Annotated in this window: 15 protein-coding genes, 1 tRNA gene and 1 pseudogene; 13 read left to right on the top strand and 4 right to left on the bottom strand. The window is 66.1% G+C overall.

The annotated features are described in order from the left end of the window. Window positions 1–199: 199 nt before the first annotated feature. From WKR98_RS25020 to WKR98_RS24990, 7 genes are all read left to right on the top strand, one after another. Window positions 200–2,419: an ABC transporter substrate-binding protein gene (locus tag WKR98_RS25020; protein ID WP_238160347.1), complete on the top strand. Its 2,220-nt coding sequence runs from the start codon at window positions 200–202 to the stop codon at window positions 2,417–2,419. Then, a complete protein-coding gene (locus WKR98_RS25015) occupies window positions 2,416–3,393 on the top strand; it encodes an ABC transporter permease (protein WP_124688901.1) in 978 nt (325 codons plus the stop codon). Before WKR98_RS25020 ends, WKR98_RS25015 begins: the two co-directional genes overlap by 4 nt. A gap of 4 nt (window positions 3,394–3,397) precedes the next feature. Continuing rightward, on the top strand, window positions 3,398–4,861 hold the full coding sequence (locus WKR98_RS25010; RefSeq protein ID WP_341434963.1) for an ABC transporter permease: 1,464 nt from the start codon (window positions 3,398–3,400) through the stop codon (window positions 4,859–4,861). Continuing rightward, on the top strand, window positions 4,861–6,762 hold the full coding sequence (locus tag WKR98_RS25005; protein ID WP_341434962.1) for an ABC transporter ATP-binding protein: 1,902 nt from the start codon (window positions 4,861–4,863) through the stop codon (window positions 6,760–6,762). Before WKR98_RS25010 ends, WKR98_RS25005 begins: the two co-directional genes overlap by 1 nt. A 19-nt stretch (window positions 6,763–6,781) precedes the next feature. Further along, complete coding sequence (locus WKR98_RS25000) at window positions 6,782–7,132, top strand: GFA family protein (RefSeq protein ID WP_124688903.1); 351 nt, start codon at window positions 6,782–6,784, stop codon at window positions 7,130–7,132. A 60-nt stretch (window positions 7,133–7,192) separates the two neighbouring features. Beyond that, window positions 7,193–7,280 (top strand) — tRNA-Ser (locus WKR98_RS24995). Between the two features lie 146 nt (window positions 7,281–7,426). Further along, complete coding sequence (locus tag WKR98_RS24990; protein ID WP_341434961.1) at window positions 7,427–7,906, top strand: VOC family protein; 480 nt, start codon at window positions 7,427–7,429, stop codon at window positions 7,904–7,906. Between the two features lie 15 nt (window positions 7,907–7,921). Here the strand turns inward: WKR98_RS24990 and WKR98_RS24985 are convergent, their stop codons facing one another. Then, on the bottom strand, window positions 7,922–8,815 hold the full coding sequence (locus WKR98_RS24985; RefSeq protein ID WP_238160356.1) for a LysR family transcriptional regulator: 894 nt from the start codon (window positions 8,813–8,815) through the stop codon (window positions 7,922–7,924). 123 nt (window positions 8,816–8,938) lie between these two features. On the opposite strand from WKR98_RS24985, the gene WKR98_RS24980 reads away from it, so the two are divergent. From WKR98_RS24980 to WKR98_RS24965, 4 genes are read left to right on the top strand one after another with little or no spacing between them, the layout of a single operon-like run. After that, on the top strand, window positions 8,939–9,871 hold the full coding sequence (locus WKR98_RS24980; RefSeq protein ID WP_341434960.1) for a carbon-nitrogen hydrolase family protein: 933 nt from the start codon (window positions 8,939–8,941) through the stop codon (window positions 9,869–9,871). A gap of 36 nt (window positions 9,872–9,907) precedes the next feature. Beyond that, on the top strand, window positions 9,908–11,539 hold the full coding sequence (locus WKR98_RS24975) for an MFS transporter (RefSeq protein WP_341434959.1): 1,632 nt from the start codon (window positions 9,908–9,910) through the stop codon (window positions 11,537–11,539). Between the two features lie 36 nt (window positions 11,540–11,575). Further along, the gene (locus WKR98_RS24970; protein ID WP_341434958.1) at window positions 11,576–12,634 is read left to right on the top strand and encodes a phenylacetaldoxime dehydratase family protein; all 1,059 of its coding nucleotides are present in this window, start codon (window positions 11,576–11,578) and stop codon (window positions 12,632–12,634) included. A gap of 14 nt (window positions 12,635–12,648) precedes the next feature. After that, window positions 12,649–13,275: a glutathione S-transferase family protein gene (locus WKR98_RS24965; protein WP_341434957.1), complete on the top strand. Its 627-nt coding sequence runs from the start codon at window positions 12,649–12,651 to the stop codon at window positions 13,273–13,275. A gap of 22 nt (window positions 13,276–13,297) precedes the next feature. On the opposite strand, the gene WKR98_RS24960 is transcribed toward WKR98_RS24965, so the two are convergent. Together WKR98_RS24960 and WKR98_RS24955 are read right to left on the bottom strand one after the other, a co-directional pair. Then, on the bottom strand, window positions 13,298–13,537 hold the full coding sequence (locus tag WKR98_RS24960) for a putative hemolysin (RefSeq protein ID WP_341434956.1): 240 nt from the start codon (window positions 13,535–13,537) through the stop codon (window positions 13,298–13,300). A 32-nt stretch (window positions 13,538–13,569) separates the two neighbouring features. Continuing rightward, window positions 13,570–14,121 carry a LuxR C-terminal-related transcriptional regulator gene (locus WKR98_RS24955; protein WP_255465725.1) on the bottom strand — a complete coding sequence of 184 codons (552 nt, stop codon included), beginning with the start codon at window positions 14,119–14,121 and terminating at the stop codon, window positions 13,570–13,572. A 117-nt stretch (window positions 14,122–14,238) separates the two neighbouring features. Between WKR98_RS24955 and WKR98_RS24950 the strand changes: the two genes are divergently transcribed. Together WKR98_RS24950 and WKR98_RS24945 are read left to right on the top strand one after the other, a co-directional pair. Beyond that, window positions 14,239–14,943, top strand: a complete 705-nt coding sequence (locus WKR98_RS24950; protein ID WP_124688985.1) for a CoA transferase subunit A — start codon at window positions 14,239–14,241, stop codon at window positions 14,941–14,943. Between the two features lie 2 nt (window positions 14,944–14,945). Beyond that, window positions 14,946–15,590, top strand: coding sequence for a 3-oxoacid CoA-transferase subunit B (locus tag WKR98_RS24945; RefSeq protein WP_341434955.1), 645 nt, complete (start codon window positions 14,946–14,948; stop codon window positions 15,588–15,590). Window positions 15,591–15,615: 25 nt separating this feature from the next. Here WKR98_RS24945 and WKR98_RS24940 read toward each other — a convergent pair. Beyond that, a pseudogene (locus WKR98_RS24940) lies at window positions 15,616–15,705 on the bottom strand (oxidoreductase); the annotation flags it as partial.

Below are 15,705 nucleotides of genomic sequence, written 5' to 3'. Positions count from 1 at the left end.
CGGTTGCCTATATCGACATGCGCGGCGCGGGAAGTTTCGGGGTATTCCTTAACGAAACCGGTGTGGGCAACGGTACGGTTTTTGCTATTCTCAAGAGAACGCTACTCCGGGGAGGTGGTCGATGCGCCTGACGCGCGCTGAGGGTTTGAGACAGGGCGCACAGGGCGCGTGCGGATGGGCCAGAACATTCCTCCTGGCGATGGCGGCGGTCGTCGCGGCCGGGTGCTCGCCCGGCGGTCCCGACGGCGGCACGCCGCTGAACAGCCCCTACGCGGCTGGCGCCGAGCGCGAGAACGTGATGTACACGGCATTCACGCAGCGCTCGCCCAAGTACCTGGACCCGGCCAGTTCCTATTCGGTCGACGAGACCCCCTACACCTACCAGATCTACGAGCCGCTGTACGGCTACGACTACCTGAAGCGGCCCTACCAGCTCGTGCCACGGGCGGCCGTCCAGGTGGTCGATCCGGTCTACCTGGACGCCCAGGGCAATCGCCTGCCGGACGACGTGCCGGGCGAGCGGGTGGTGCAAAGCGTCTACGACATCCCGATCAAGCCCGGCATCCGGTTCCAGCCGCACCCCGCCTTCGCGGTGGACGAGGCCGGCAGGGACCTGTACCGGCACCTGGCGCCGGCGGACCTGGAAGGCAAGTACGCCATCCCCGACTTTCCCCGCACCGGCTCGCGCGAGCTGACCGCCGACGACTACGTCTACGGTATCCGCCGCCTGGCCACCACCCGCGTGGTGTCGCCCATCTACGCGCACATGACCGACTACATCGTCGGCTTCAAGGAGTATGGTGACCGCATCCGCGCCGCCGACGCCGAGCTGCGCAAGGGCCTGGCCCCGACCACGCGCGACCTGCCGTGGCTGGACTTCCGCCAATACGCCTTCGAAGGCGTGGAGGCGCTGGACCCCCATACGCTGCGCATACGGATCAAGGGCAAGTACCCCCAGTTCAAGTACTGGCTGGCGATGACCTTCTTCTCGCCCATTCCCTGGGAAGCGGACCAGTTCTACAGCCAGGCCGGCATGGCCGAGCGCAACCTGACCCTGAACTACTGGCCGGTGGGCACCGGGCCGTACATGCTGACGGAATATCGCGAGAACCGCCGTCACGTGCTGTCGCGCAATCCCAATTTCCGCGGCGACCCCTATCCCTGCGAAGGCACAGACGAAGACCGCGCCGCCGGCCTGCTGGAGGACTGCGGCAAGCCCACCCCCTTCATCGACCGCATCGTCTTCAACATCGAGAAGGAAAGCGTGCCGCTGCAGGGCAAGTTCCTGCAGGGCTACTACGATGTGCCCCAGGCCGAACGCGGCGAATACGGCGTGGCCTACCTGGTGGCGGCCGGCGATTCGAAGGAAAAGGCGGCGCTGTACGCCGAGCGCGGGCTGAAGCTGCCGACCACGGTCGAGACCCAGAACTGGTACATGGGCTTCAACTGGCTGGACCCCGTGGTGGGCAAGGGCGACAACCCCGCCCAGGAGGAGCGCAACCGCAAGCTGCGCCAGGCCATCAGCATCGCGGTGGACTGGGAGGAATACGTCACCATCTTCGAGAACAGCCAGGCGCAGGTCGCGCATGGGCCGCTGCCGCCGGGCCTGCTGGGCTACCGCGATCCGCCCGCCGGCGCCAACCCGGTGGTCTACGACATAGACGGCGACAAGATCACCCGCAAGCCGCTGGCCGAGGCCAAGAAGCTGCTGGCCGAAGCCGGCTACCCCGATGGCCGCAACGCGCAGACCGGCCAGCCCCTGGTCCTGAACTACGATGCGATGGGCGGCGTGTCGCCCGGCGCGCGTTCGCAGTTCGACTGGCTGCAGCGTCAGTTCGGCAAGCTGGGCATCCAGCTCGAGGTCCGCTCCACGGACTACAACCGCTTCCAGGACAAGATGCGGCGCGGCGTGGCGCAGATCTTCCTGTGGGGCTGGAACGCCGATTATCCCGACGCCGAGAACTTCCTGTTCCTGCTCTATGGCCCGAATGGCAAGGCGAAGGAGGGCGGCGAGAACGCCTCGAACTACGTCAATCCCGAGTTCGACAAGCTGTTCGAACGCATGAAATACCTGGACGACGGACCCGAGAAGGAAGCCCTGATCGCCCGCATGGTCGCCATCGTGCAGACCGATGCCGCGTGGATGTTCGGCTACTTCCCCAAGTCCGGAGGCGCCTACCAGCAGTGGGTGGGCAACGGCAAGCCGACCCAGATGATACGGAACAACCTCCAGTTCATGAAGATCGATTCCGCCCTGCGGGCCCGCAAGATCGCCGAATGGAACCAGCCGGTCTGGTGGCCGGTGGGGCTGGCGGTGCTGCTGCTGGTCCTCCTTGCCGTGCCCGCATGGCGCATGGTCCGGCGCCGCGACCGCGCCGTGGCCGTCCATACCGACCGTCCCACGGGAGATGCGGCATGACCGCCTACATCGTGCGCCGGATCCTGTACGGGGTCCTGATCCTGATCGGCGTCAACCTGTTCACCTTCATGCTGTTCTTCGCGGTCAACACGCCCGACGACATGGCGCGCCTGTCCATAGGCGGGCGCCGGGTCACCGCCGACGCCATTGAAAAGTGGAAGGTCGAGCGCGGCTACGACAAGCCGCTGCTGGTCAACACCCAGGCCGAGGGCGCGCGGCGCTACACCGACACCATCTTCTTCGACCGTTCCGCCCGGCTGTTCGTGTTCGACTTCGGCGCCTCGGACGCCGGCCGGGACATCGGCTACGAGATCCGGCAGCGGGTGGGGCCCAGCCTGGCGCTGGCGGTGCCGACCTTCCTGCTGGGCCTGTTCGCCAGCGTGGCGTTCGCGCTGCTCCTGGTGTTCTTCCGGGGGACCTACCTGGATTTCTGGGGCGTGGTGCTGTGCGTGGCCATGCTGTCCATCTCGGCGCTGTTCTACATCATCGCCGGGCAATACCTGTTCTCCAAGACCCTGCGGCTGGTCCCGCTGTCGGGCTTCGCCGGCGGCCTGGACGCCGTGCGCTTCCTGCTGTTGCCCGTGCTGGTGGCCATCATCGCCAAGCTGGGGCCCGAGGCGCGTTTCTACCGCGCGCTGTTCCTCGAGGAAATCGGCAAGGACTACGTCCGCACGGCCCGCTCCAAGGGGCTGTCCGAGCGCCTGGTGCTGTTTCGCCACGTGCTGCGCAACGCCATGCTGCCCATCCTGACCAGCACCGTTTCGGCCATCCCGCTGCTGTTCATGGGCAGCCTGATCGCCGAATCCTTCTTCGGCATACCGGGCCTGGGCAGCTACACCATGGACGCCATCAACGCCCAGGACTTCGCCATCGTGCGCGCCATGGTGTTCATCGGTTCGGTGCTGTACATCATCGGCCTGATCCTGGCCGACATCTCCTACACGATCGCGGATCCGCGCGTGCGTTTCGAGTAAGAACATGCCCAAGATCGTCTTTCTGTGGACCGACGTCGCGCTGTTCCTGCTGGTGCTGGGGGTGGCCTGCTACGCCTGGCACGCCCGCCGCACGCCCAACCTGCGGGCCACCTGGGCCAGGGTGGCGCGGGATACGCCGGCCATGTGCGCCGTGGTGGTGCTGAGCGTATTCGTGGTGATCGGGGTGCTGGACTCCATGCACTACCGGCCCTTGCTGGAATCGGTGGAAGTCAATGGCGGGAAGGGCGCGCGCGCCTATTCCCCGGTCACCCGCTCGGTGCTCGACGCCCTGCTGGAAAAACCCATGGCCGGGCGCGAGAAGACCTACTCGGCGCCGCTGGCGGTGCGCCAGTTCACCAAGGAATCCATGCTGGTCGACGGCAAGCCGGTGCGGGACTATCCGCGCCTGCGCCACGGCGGCGCGCACCTGACCGACCCCGACACGCAATGGCTGGGGGACGTGCTGCGGCGGACGGCGGTGGGCGTCGTGGCCGGCGGCCTGCTTGCCGGCGCCGTGGCCCTGCTGGTGGCGGGCGCCCTGGCGCATCGGGGCGGGCAGGGCTTTGCCGTGGTGTGGCGCGACATCGTCCAGCGGCGCACCGCCGTGCCCCTGGCCCCCATGCTGCTGACCTTCGGCATCATCGCCATCCTGGCGGGCGCGGCCGTGTCGCTGTCCACCGGCTATCACGTCATGGGCACCGACAGCACCGGCAACGACGTGCTGGTGCAGACGGTCAAGAGCTTCCGCACCGCGCTGGTGATCGGCAGCCTGACCACCCTGGCGACCCTGCCGCTGGCCCTGGCGCTGGGCATCATGGCGGGCTACTTCAAGGGCTGGGTCGACGACGTCATCCAGTACGTCTACACCACGCTCACGTCCATTCCCGGCGTGCTGCTGATCGCCGCCTGCGTGCTCATGGTGCAGGTCTTCATCGACAACAATCCCGACCTGTTCGAGACCGGCGCCGAACGCGCCGACCTGCGCCTGTTCCTGCTGTGCATCATCCTGGGCGTGACCGGCTGGGCGGGGCTGTGCCGGCTGCTGCGGGCCGAGACGCTCAAGCTGCGCGAGCTGGACTACGTGCTGGCCGCGCGTGCCTTCGGTGCCTCGCCGGTGCGCATCATGACCCGCCACCTGCTGCCCAACGTCATGCACATCGTGCTGATCACCGTGGTGCTCGATTTCTCGACCCTGGTGCTGTACGAGGCCGTGCTGTCCTACCTGGGCGTGGGGGTCGATCCCTCCATGAATTCGTTCGGATCCATGATCAACCTCGCGCGGCTGGAGATGTCGCGCGACCCCATGATCTGGTGGAGCCTCCTGTCGGCCTTCGTCTTCATGCTGGCCCTGGTGCTGTCCGCCAACCTGTTCGCCGACGCCGTGCGCGAGGCCTTCGACCCGCGCGCCCGGGCCTACCGGCCGGCGTGGGCGCGGGCCCGTTCGGCCAAGATGCTGGAGGACCGCTGATGAACGCCCCCGCGGAAACCGCCATGCTGGACGTGCGCCAGCTGGACGTCCAGCTCGACAGCGACCATGGCGTCGTCCATGCCGTGGATGCGCTCGACCTGGCCATCGCGCGCGGCCAGACCTTCGCCCTGGTGGGCGAGTCCGGCTGCGGCAAGAGCATGACCGCGCTGGCGCTGCTGCGCCTCCTGCCCGACGCCGGCCGGATCGAGCGCGGCCGGACCTTGCTCGAAGGGGTTGACCTGAACCGCCTGCCCGAGCGCGACATGCGCACCGTGCGCGGCCGCAAGATCAGCATCATCTTCCAGGAGCCCGCCACCAGCCTGAACCCGGTGATGCGGGTGGGCGACCAGATCGTCGAGACCATCGCCACGCATACCTCGCTGCGCGGGGCGGCGGCCCGCGCCAAGGCCGTCGAGTGGCTGAGGCGGGTCGGCATCCCCGAGCCCGAACGGCGCGTGGACGACTACCCCTTCCAGTTGTCGGGCGGCCAGAAGCAGCGCGTCATGATCGCCATCGCGCTGGCGGCCGAACCGGAACTGCTGATCGCCGACGAGCCCACCACGGCGCTGGACGTCACCATCCAGGCGCAGATCCTGGAACTGCTGCGTACCCTGCAGTCCCAGCTCGGCATGGCGATGATGCTCATCACTCACGACCTGGGCATCGTGCGCAGCATGGCCCACCACGTCGCGCTGATGTACGCCGGCCAGATCGTCGAGTCCGCGCCGGCCGACGAATTCTTCGGCCATCCCCGCCACCCTTATGCCCGGCTGCTGTTCGGCGCGCTGCCCAGCATGGGCCGCCGGGGCGAGCACCTAGCCGCCATTCCCGGCACCGTGCCTGCCCTGAACCAGGCGTTCGGCGGCTGCCGCTTCGCCCAGCGCTGTCCGGCCCACGCGGCCGAATGCGACGCCGCGCCGCCGCCGCTCGTCCAGGAGACGCCCGGACACGCCGTGCGCTGCGTTCGGCTGGTCCAGATCGACGCCGCCCGCGCGGCGGGCAAGGGCGAGCCGCTACCCGAGGTGCACGTCGTGGCGCCGTCCGAGGCCGCCGCGGTGGTTCCCGCGCCGGCCGCGGCCTCCGCGCCCGGATCCGGCCTGTTGAGCGTGACCGACCTGAAGGTCCACTTCCCCATACGCAAGGGCGTGCTGCGCCGCACGGCCGGCTGGGTCAAGGCCGTGGATGGCGTGAGCCTGTCGCTGGATACCGGCAGGACGCTCGCCCTGGTCGGCGAATCGGGCTGCGGCAAGACCACCACCGGCAAGGCCTTGCTGCGCCTGCTGGACGGCGTGGCCACCATTTCCGGCCAGGCCAGCCTTCAGGGGCAGGATCTGCTGCGGGCCGGCGGCAGATCGCTCAAGCGCCTGCGGCGCGACATCCAGATCATCTTCCAGGACCCGTACGCCTCGCTGAACCCCCGCATGCGCGTGGGCGAGATCCTGGACGAGGGCCTGGCCTCGTTGCGTCCCGACCTGGACGCCGCCAGTCGCCAGGCCGCCATGCTTCGCCTACTGGACCAGGTCGGGCTGCGCGCCGATGCCCGCGACCGCTACCCGCACGAATTCTCGGGCGGCCAGCGCCAGCGCATCGCCATCGCCCGCGCCCTGGCGGTCGAGCCCAAGCTCATGGTGTGCGACGAACCGACCTCGGCGCTGGACGTCTCGGTGCAGGCGCAGATCCTCAACCTGCTGCACGCCTTGCAGCGGGACATGGGCATCGCCTACCTGTTCATCACCCACAACTTCGGCGTGGTCGAATACCTGGCTGACGACATCGCCGTCATGCAGGGCGGCCGTATCGTCGAGACCGGCCCGGCCGAACGCGTCCTGACCCGGCCGGACCATGCCTATACCCGGCAGTTGCTGGACGCGGTGCCGCGCTTCGACGTCGAAGCGGCCTGAACGAACAAGGAGACCAAGCATGTCGTACGAAGGAAGTTGCCATTGCGGGGCCGTCGCGTTCGAGGTCGACGCCCCCGTGCCCGCCCAGGCCATGAGCTGCAATTGCTCCCATTGCCGCCGCAAGGGTTTCCTGCTGAGCTTCGTGCCTGAAGGCCAGTTCCAGCTGAAGCAGGGCCAGGATCAGCTGCGGTCCTATTTCTTCCACGCCCACAAGATCGAACACATGTTCTGCTCGACCTGTGGCACGCAGTCCTTCGCCCGGGGCGCCATGCCCGACGGCACGCCCATGCGGGCGGTGAACCTGCGCTGCGTGCCGTCCATCGACCTGGACGCCTTGCAGATCAACCGGGTGGATGGGGCCAGCTTCTAGGCCTGCCGGCAGGGGCGGGGGGCTAAAATGGATTATCATTCCGCTCCTGGCGCCGCATAGGGAAGCGTGGCAGAGTGGTCGATTGCACCGGTCTTGAAAACCGGCAACGGGCAACCGTTCGTGAGTTCGAATCTCACCGCTTCCGCCAAAGAACGTGAAAACCCCTTGATTTCGCAATGAAATCAAGGGGTTTTTTGTTGACGATGGAAATTGGCTTCAAAATGTTCGCGAGGCCATCTGTCGTTACCGACTGGCGTAACCTTTCCTGATGTTCCCAAAGCCGGAGAGTCCGCCATGACCATCGCCAAGAACACAATCTGCCTGTGGTACGACAAGGACGCCGAGGAGGCGGCCCATTTCTACGCCAAGACCTTTCCCGACAGCGCGGTGCACGCCGTCCACCGTGCTCCCGGCGATTACCCGTCCGGCAAGGCGGGGAACGTGCTGACGGTCCAGTTCACGGTAGCCGGCATTCCCTGCCTGGGCCTGAACGGCGGGCCGGCCTTCAAGCACAACGAGGCGTTCTCGTTCCAGATCGCCACCGACGACCAGGAGGAAACCGACCGCTACTGGAACGCCATCGTCGGCAACGGCGGCCAGGAAAGCGCATGCGGCTGGTGCAAGGACAAATGGGGCGTCTCCTGGCAGATCACGCCGCGCGTGCTGACCGAGGCCTTGGCCGTGGGCGGTGGGGAAGCCAAGCGCGCGTTCGCGGCGATGATGGACATGAAGAAGATCGACGTCGCCGCGATAGCAGCCGCCCGGCGGGGCTGAAGCGCGGTATCCGGCTCAGGCCGGTGCGGAGCCGGCCAGCAGGTCGATGACCGCCTGCGCCGCGCGCGTCTGCACCCGGCCCTTCCGGGAGCACAGCACGGTGGCCGTGCGCGCCGCCGAGGCGCCTTCCAGCTCGATCATGGCCAGTTCCCCGGCAGCCGCGTCGGTGGTCACGGCATAGTCCGGCAGCACCGTGGCAAATTCGCCGCCACGCACGGCGCGCTTGATGCTCTCGATGTGATCCAGGTTCAGGGCGGCCTTGAGCGGTAATTGCCGGCGTGTCGTGGCCTGGGTGAGCCAGCGCCGGGTCTCGAAGTTCGCATCCAGCAAGGCCAGCGGCTGCGCCAGCAGCGTCTTCAGGTCGATGCGGCGGCGCCGGGCCAGCGCGTGGCCGGGCGCGACGGCCACGACGTAGCGCGTGACGAAGCGGTGGACGATCTCCAGGTCGGGATCGTGCTCGTCCGGCGCCAGGGCAATGCCGAGATCCACCGCGCCGTCATGGACCAGGCGCAGGACCTGTTCCGACCCGGCGACCCGGGCATCGAAGGTAATACCCGGGTGCGAGGCGCGGAACCGGGCGATGGCGGGCAGCAGCCAGCCGGTCATGACGCCTTCGATCGACGCGAAACCGACATTGCCTCGCACCAGTCCGTGCAGTTCATCGATGCGCGCGCGCGCGAGCTCCATGTCGCGCAGGCTGTTGCGCATTTGCGCGGCCACGATGCGGCCTTCTTCCGTCAATGCCATGCCGGTCTGGTTCCGCTCGAACAGGGGGGAACGAAACGTGTGCTCGAGCAGTTGGACCTGGCGGCTGATGGCAGAGGGGCTCAGATGCATCAGCTCGGCGGCGCGCCGGATCGACCCGGTTTCGGCAACGGCGAGGAAGTAGCGGTAGGCGGGGATCTGCATGGGATTCTTTGTCCTTCATGTGCAGTTTATTAGAACATGATGTTCGATACGTTCGGATGGACGGAACATCTCACGGTCACGAGAATGGAGGCCCATTGAAAATGTCGCCTCGGGAGTGTGTGGATGTTCAAGGCTGCTGTGGTCCAAGCATCGTCGGTTCCCTTCGAGCCGCAAAAGACGGCGGAGAAGGCTGCCGGCCTGATCCGTACCGCCGCGGAAGAAGGGGCGTCGCTGGTCGTCTTTCCGGAAGCCTTTCTTGGGGGATATCCCAAGGGCTCCGCGTTCGGGACCGTGGTCGGCCGCCGCACGGATGTCGGGCGGGCGCATTTCCGGCGCTACATGGAGGGCGCGGTCACCCTGGATGGCCCCGAGCTGGCGTTGCTGCGCGAGGTCGTTGCCGAGACGGGCGTCCACGTGGTGATGGGAGTGATCGAGCGGGTGGGGCGCACGCTGTACTGCACCAGCGTCACGCTTGCCCCCGAGGCCGGCCTGGCCGGCTATCACCGCAAGCTCATGCCGACCGGCCAGGAGCGCATCATCTGGGGCTTCGGCGACGGCTCGACGATCGCCCCGGTGGATTCCCCGCTGGGCCGCATCGGCTCGGTCATCTGCTGGGAGAACTACATGCCCGCTTTCCGGCAGGCGATGTACGCGCAGGGGACGGAAATCTACTGCGCCCCGACCGCCGACGACCGGGCCAGCTGGGCGCCCACGATGATCCACGTCGCCCTGGAAGGGCGGGTGCATGTGCTGAGCGCATGCCAGGCCATCAAGCTGGGCGAGTATCCGCCTTTCTATCGCGAGGATTTCGGCATGCAGGCGGCCGACGAGGACTACCTGATGCGGGGCGGCAGCATGATCGTGAGCCCCCTGGGAGAAGTCCTGGCGGGGCCGGTGTTCGATACCGAGACGATCCTGTATGCGGATATCGACACCGGCGTCGGACGGGCCAGCAACGTGGATTTCGACGTCTGCGGCCATTATTCCCGGCCGGACATCTTCAATCTGACCGTGAACACCACGCCCATGCAGCCGGTTACCTTCGTGGCCGATTGAGTGCGTCAATAATCGTTGGGGGAATTGGGAGAAATCATGTCGGCACAAGAGTCAACGATCAAGAATTCCAAGAAGCATGAACGGCTCGTCATCGTGGGATCCACGCTAGGCACGCTGTTCGAGTGGTACGATTTTTTCCTGTTCGGCGCGGTGGCATCGGTCTTCTCCAAGCTGTTCTTCGCGCCGCTGTCGCCGTCCAGCGCCTATCTGTTCGCGCTGATCGCCTTCGGGGTCGGTTTTGCCGTGCGTCCGCTGGGGGCGCTGCTGTTCGGCCGCCTGGGCGACATGATCGGGCGCAAGTACACCTTCCTCATCACCATCGTGCTGATGGGCGGCGCCACATTCTGCGTGGGCCTGATTCCGACGTATGCGCAGGTCGGCATTCTGGCGCCGATTCTCCTGCTCCTGCTGCGCGTGTTGCAGGGCCTGGGCCTGGGCGGCGAATACGGGGGCGCCGCGATCTACGTGGCCGAGCATGCCAGTCCGGGTAGGAAAGGGCGCAATACGAGCTGGATCCAGATGACGGGTGCCGGCGGCTCCATCCTGGCGCTGCTGGTGGTGTATGTCTGCCGCACGAGCTTTGGCGACGCTTTCGAGGAATGGGCCTGGCGTATTCCGTTCCTGCTGTCCGCGGTCATGCTGGCGATCTCGGTCTACATCCGCACGGTCTTGCACGAGTCTCCCGTCTACATGAAGATGAAGGCCGAGGGCAAGACGTCCCGGCAGCCGATCAAGGAGACCTTCGGCAGCTGGGCCAACGTCAAGGCCATGCTGATCGCCCTGTTCGGCCTGGTCATGGGTGTGACGACGGTTCTCTATACGGCGCAGACCTATTCGTTCTTCTTTCTTACCCAGACGCTCAGGCTGGACATAGGCACGGCCAGTTTCCTGAACGCCATTTCGCTGGCGATCTGCCTGCCCATGATGTGGGGCGCGGCGGCCATCTCGGACAAGATCGGCCGCAAGAAGGTGATCCTGACGGGCTGCCTGCTCGCGGCGCTGACGATCTTCCCGGTGTTCAAGGCGCTGACGCAATATGCCAACCCCGGCCTGCAGGCAGCCTCGACGTCCAGCCCCGTCACGGTGCGCGCCGCGCCCGGCACCTGCAAGGTGCAGATCGACCTGCTGGGCAAGAATCCGCCCGTGACGGAATGCGACAACGTCAAGGCCTTGCTGGCCAAGTCCGGCGTGCCCTATGACAACGTCTCGGATCCCGCCGCCGTCAGCCCCGTCACCCAGATCGGCGACATCACGCTGACGGGCTTCGACGCCGCGGTGCTGAAGTCCGCGCTCGAGAAGGCCGGCTATTCCAGCCAGGCGGACCCCGCGCGGGTCAACCATGGCATGGTGATACTGCTGCTGGTCATCCTGTGTGTGTTTTTTGCGATGGTCTATGCTCCCCTTGCCGCCGCGCTGGTCGAGATGTTTCCCGCCCGTGTCCGATATACCGCGCTGTCTTTCCCCTACCATGTGGGCAACGGGATTTTCGGGGGCTTTTTCCCCGCCGTGGCGTTCGCGATGGTGGCCTTTACCGGCGACATCTACTTCGGTCTCTGGTATCCGGTGATTTTCGCGGCCTTGTCGGTGGTGATCGGCGGCCTGTTCCTGCGCGAGAAGCCGGTCGAGGAAGAATCGCCGGGCCTGGAAGGCGCCCACGGCCGAGCTTGAGCACCCGCATCAGTGAGCCCAAAAATGAGTTTTCACATGGAATACCCGCGTACGATACCGGCCCGGCGGCCGGGGGACTTCACCCCCGGGGCGCCGAAGTTCCAGGTCCGCTGGCGTGCGCCTGTCACGACGGTGGTGGCCGACTACATCGCCGTGCAGCGCCAGCCCTCCGACCTCGGCGCGGAGCGGACCTTCTTCGACAGGGCAAGGGCGGCATTCGCCAGCCCGTGGGGGCCGGACTGCTTCGACGAGGTCCGCTGTACGGACGAGGCCGGCTTCGCCAATTCCATCGTCATCGCATACTGGGTCGACCTGACGCGCCATGCGGCCTGGAAGCACCGCGATGCATTCAACGGCTGGTTCGCGTCGCCGGAGCGGGAAAAGGAAACGCTGGGCCATTGGCGCGAAACCCTGGTCGTGCCCTACGACCGGATAGAGACGATTTTTTCCGAGCCGTACTACCGGGCCGGCATCGCGTGCACGAAGGGCTGCGAACTGGAGCCCATGCATGTCGCCGGCTATTTCGGTGCGATGCGCGATCGGCTTCCCATTTCGGCCGTGGACCCGCTGGACTCCCCCTATGGGGACGAGGCGCCCGAAGGCGGGTTCGATGCCGGAGCCGGCAGGCGGATCAGGATAGACGTGCCGCCCAACGTGGTGAACATCCGCTCGGGCCAGTATTGGGCGCAGGCGGAAGGGGAACAGCTGGACGATTACTACGCCAACCTGCAGCCCAAGCTGGACACGGGCATGGCGTATCTCAAGGACCACGCCGGAACGACCGGGTGCCTGTCCCTGCGTTCGCTGGTGGCGCTGGACAGCGAAGGCAGGGAGCTGAGGGAAACGTCCAAGCACGGCTACTTCCTTTCCCTGGCGCCGCTTGAACGATGGGCGGCCAGCCACAAGAGCCACCTCGACATCTTCCGGCATGCGCTGGCCAAGCGCCGGCAGTACGGGGCCGAACGCAGCGTCGTCACCTGGCATGAAGTCTTCGTGCTTGGCGCCACGCCTTCTTTCGAATACGTGAACTGCCATGCCGGGACCGGTTTGCTGCGCTTTGCCCAGGCATGGGGAAGCGGCGTAGCGCGGCCTTGACCGGAGCTTCCACCATGCCCATCCGCCTGTATTCGATGACGTATTCGGGCCACGGCCATCGCGTGCAATTGCTGCTTTCCCTGCTCGGGCTGCCCTACGAGAAGATCGATGTCGATCCGCACGGCGGCGTCCTGAGGACGCCCGAGTTCCTGGCGATGAATCCCTTCGGGCAGGTACCCGTCATCGTCGACGGCGACACGATTCTTCACGATTCGAACGCCATCCTGGTTTACCTGGCGAAGAAGTACGGCGGGCCCGCCTGGCTGCCCGAGAACCCGGAAGGAAGCGCGCTCGTGCAGCAATGGTTCTCGCTGGCGGCCGGACCGATCGCGTTCGGTCCGTGCGCGGCGCGTCGATTGCGGGTCTATGGCGAGGAACTGGTCCCCATGGACCATGCGGTGGCGATCAGCCTGAAGCTCTTTCCGGTCCTGGAGGCGATGCTATCGGAGCGGATGTTCGCCACCGGGGAACGTCCCTCGCTGGCGGATGTCGCGGCGTATACCTACATCGCGCATGCGCCGGAGGGTGGGCTGTCCCTGGAGGCATACCCGGCCGTCCGAGCCTGGCTGGGTCGTATCGAGGCATTGCCCGGCTTCGTCGCCATGCCGAAGGCGCCTGGCCACGTCGTCGCCCGGCCATAAGCCGACAGGTAGGGGCGGCGTATTACCGCCGATTGCCGCCGGCCTTGCTGCGAAACAGCGTCCATTCCTCGACCACGCGCCCGTCCGGCAGGTGGCAATAGCCCACCGTTCCATTCGCTTCCTGGCGCAGTTCGACCCTGCCGCCTTGTTCGATGCAGTATTCGGATGCGGGGTTTGCGATCCGGGCGGTCTTGGCCTTATCGGGCATGTCCGCGCATCCCGCCGCTGCCAGGGCAAAGCCGAATACCAGGGTTGCTTTCATTTGAAGTCCTTTCATGTGTTGCCATTCCTCGGTCACGCCGACAGCATCCGGTGAATCAGGTCCGCCGTATTCGTCGCTGAAAATTTCTTCATCAGACTCGCGCGGAACACCTCCACCGTGCGCGGGCTGATGTCGAGCTCCCGGGCGATCATCTTCGAGGTCTTGCCGTCCAGGAGCCGCGACGCGACTTCCCGTTCGCGCGGCGTCAGGGCTTCCGACGTGTGCGGCCGCTCGGCGCTGACATCCTCGAAAGTCCAGATACCGGCCTCGTGCGGGCGTTCCCGGTTGAAGGCGCGGCCGGTCACCCGGCACCAGAAGTGCTGTCCGGTGGCGCGCTTCATGATACGCGTGTCGGCATAGCGTCCATGCTTGTTCAGGATGGGGGCGATGCGCCTGCCCAAGCGCTCGAATTCCTCGGTCGTGGGATATAGCTCGCGGAAGGACGCGCCCAGCAGGATTTCCCGGGACGCGTGGAAGACGTCGCAGACGTAGCTGTTGCAGTCGACGATGATCCGGTCCTTCGAGAGCACGAGGCCGATGGGGGCCATTTCGAAGGCCAGGCGATAGTCCGAGTCGGTGGACACCCGTGGCTCCTAAGCAAAACTACGTAGATAGGTACGTAGTATCTTTCAAACGCTCGCCGTCCGCCAGCCCCTGGCCGCGAGGGCGATGCGGTGGTTCCTGTCCTTGGAGGAGGTGTCGTGAACAAGATTTATCCATCCGCTCCCGATGCGATCGCGGGCGTCGTCAAAGATGAGCAGATGATCGCGGTGGGCGGTTTCGGCCTGTGCGGCATCCCCGAGGCGTTGATCGAGGCGCTGCGCGCCTCGGGCGTCAAGGGTCTGACCGTGATCTCGAACAATGCCGGCGTGGACGGTTTCGGGCTGGGCAAGCTGCTGGAAACCCGGCAGATCCGGAAGATGATCTCGTCCTACGTGGGCGAGAACAAGGAGTTCGAACGCCAGTACCTGAGCGGAGAACTCGAGCTGGAATTCACGCCCCAAGGCACGCTGGCCGAGAAGCTGCGCGCCGGCGGGGCGGGCATCCCGGCCTTTTTCACCAAGACAGGCGTGGGGACCCTGGTCGCCGAGGGCAAGGAACTGCGCGAGTTCGACGGGGAAACCTATGTGATGGAACGGTCGCTGGTGCCCGACGTGGCCCTGATCAAGGCGCACGTGGCCGATCGTGCCGGCAACCTGCGCTTCCGCTACACGGCCCGCAATTTCAATCCGGCGGCGGCGACCGCGGGAAGGATCACCATTGCCGAGGTCGAGGAGATCGTCGAGGTCGGCGATCTGGCGCCCGACGACATCCACCTGCCGGGCATCTACATCCATCGCATCGTGCAGAACAGTCACCCGGAAAAGCGGATCGAACAGCGTACGACGACCAAGGCGGAGAACTGATCATGGCATGGAGCAAGGACCAGATGGCGGCGCGGGCCGCGCGTGAACTGCGCGACGGTTTCTACGTGAATCTGGGGATCGGCATCCCGACCCTGGTGGCCAACCATGTACCGGGCGATATCGAGGTCTGGCTGCAATCCGAGAACGGCATGCTGGGCATCGGTCCGTTCCCGACCGACGACCAGGTGGACGCAGACCTGATCAACGCGGGCAAGCAGACCGTGACCACGCTGCCGGGATCGTCGATCTTCGGCAGCGACCAGAGCTTCGCGATGATCCGCGGCGGCAAGATCAACCTGTCCATCCTGGGCGCCATGCAGGTGAGCGGGAAGGGCGACCTGGCCAACTGGATGATTCCCGGCAAGATGGTCAAGGGCATGGGGGGCGCGATGGACCTCGTGGCCGGCGTCGAGCGGGTGGTGATCCTGATGGAGCACGTGGCCAGGAAGAAGGATGGCGGCTACGAGCTGAAGATACTGCTCGAGTGCACGCTGCCCCTGACGGGCGTCGGAGTCGTCGATCGCATCATTACCGACCTTGGCGTGATCGACGTGACGGCGGATGGGCTGGTGCTGGTGGAACTGGCGGAAGGCGTCAGCGCCGAGGAAATCCAGGCCAAGACCGGAGTGCCGCTGAAGGTGTCGTAGGCAAAAAGGGCGCCCGCCCGCGGGGTCATAGGTTCAAGACGAGCTTGCTGCCCTTGCAGCCGGACACGCAGACCATCATGGTCTTGTTCGACTCGCGTTCGCGCTCGGTCAGCAC

The sequence above is a fragment of the Pigmentiphaga sp. YJ18 genome, from assembly GCF_038066655.1.
Taxonomy (GTDB): Bacteria; Pseudomonadota; Gammaproteobacteria; order Burkholderiales; family Burkholderiaceae_B; genus Pigmentiphaga.
The sequence above is the reverse complement of the archived record's forward strand: the minus strand, read 5'-3'. Positions and strand labels throughout refer to the sequence as shown.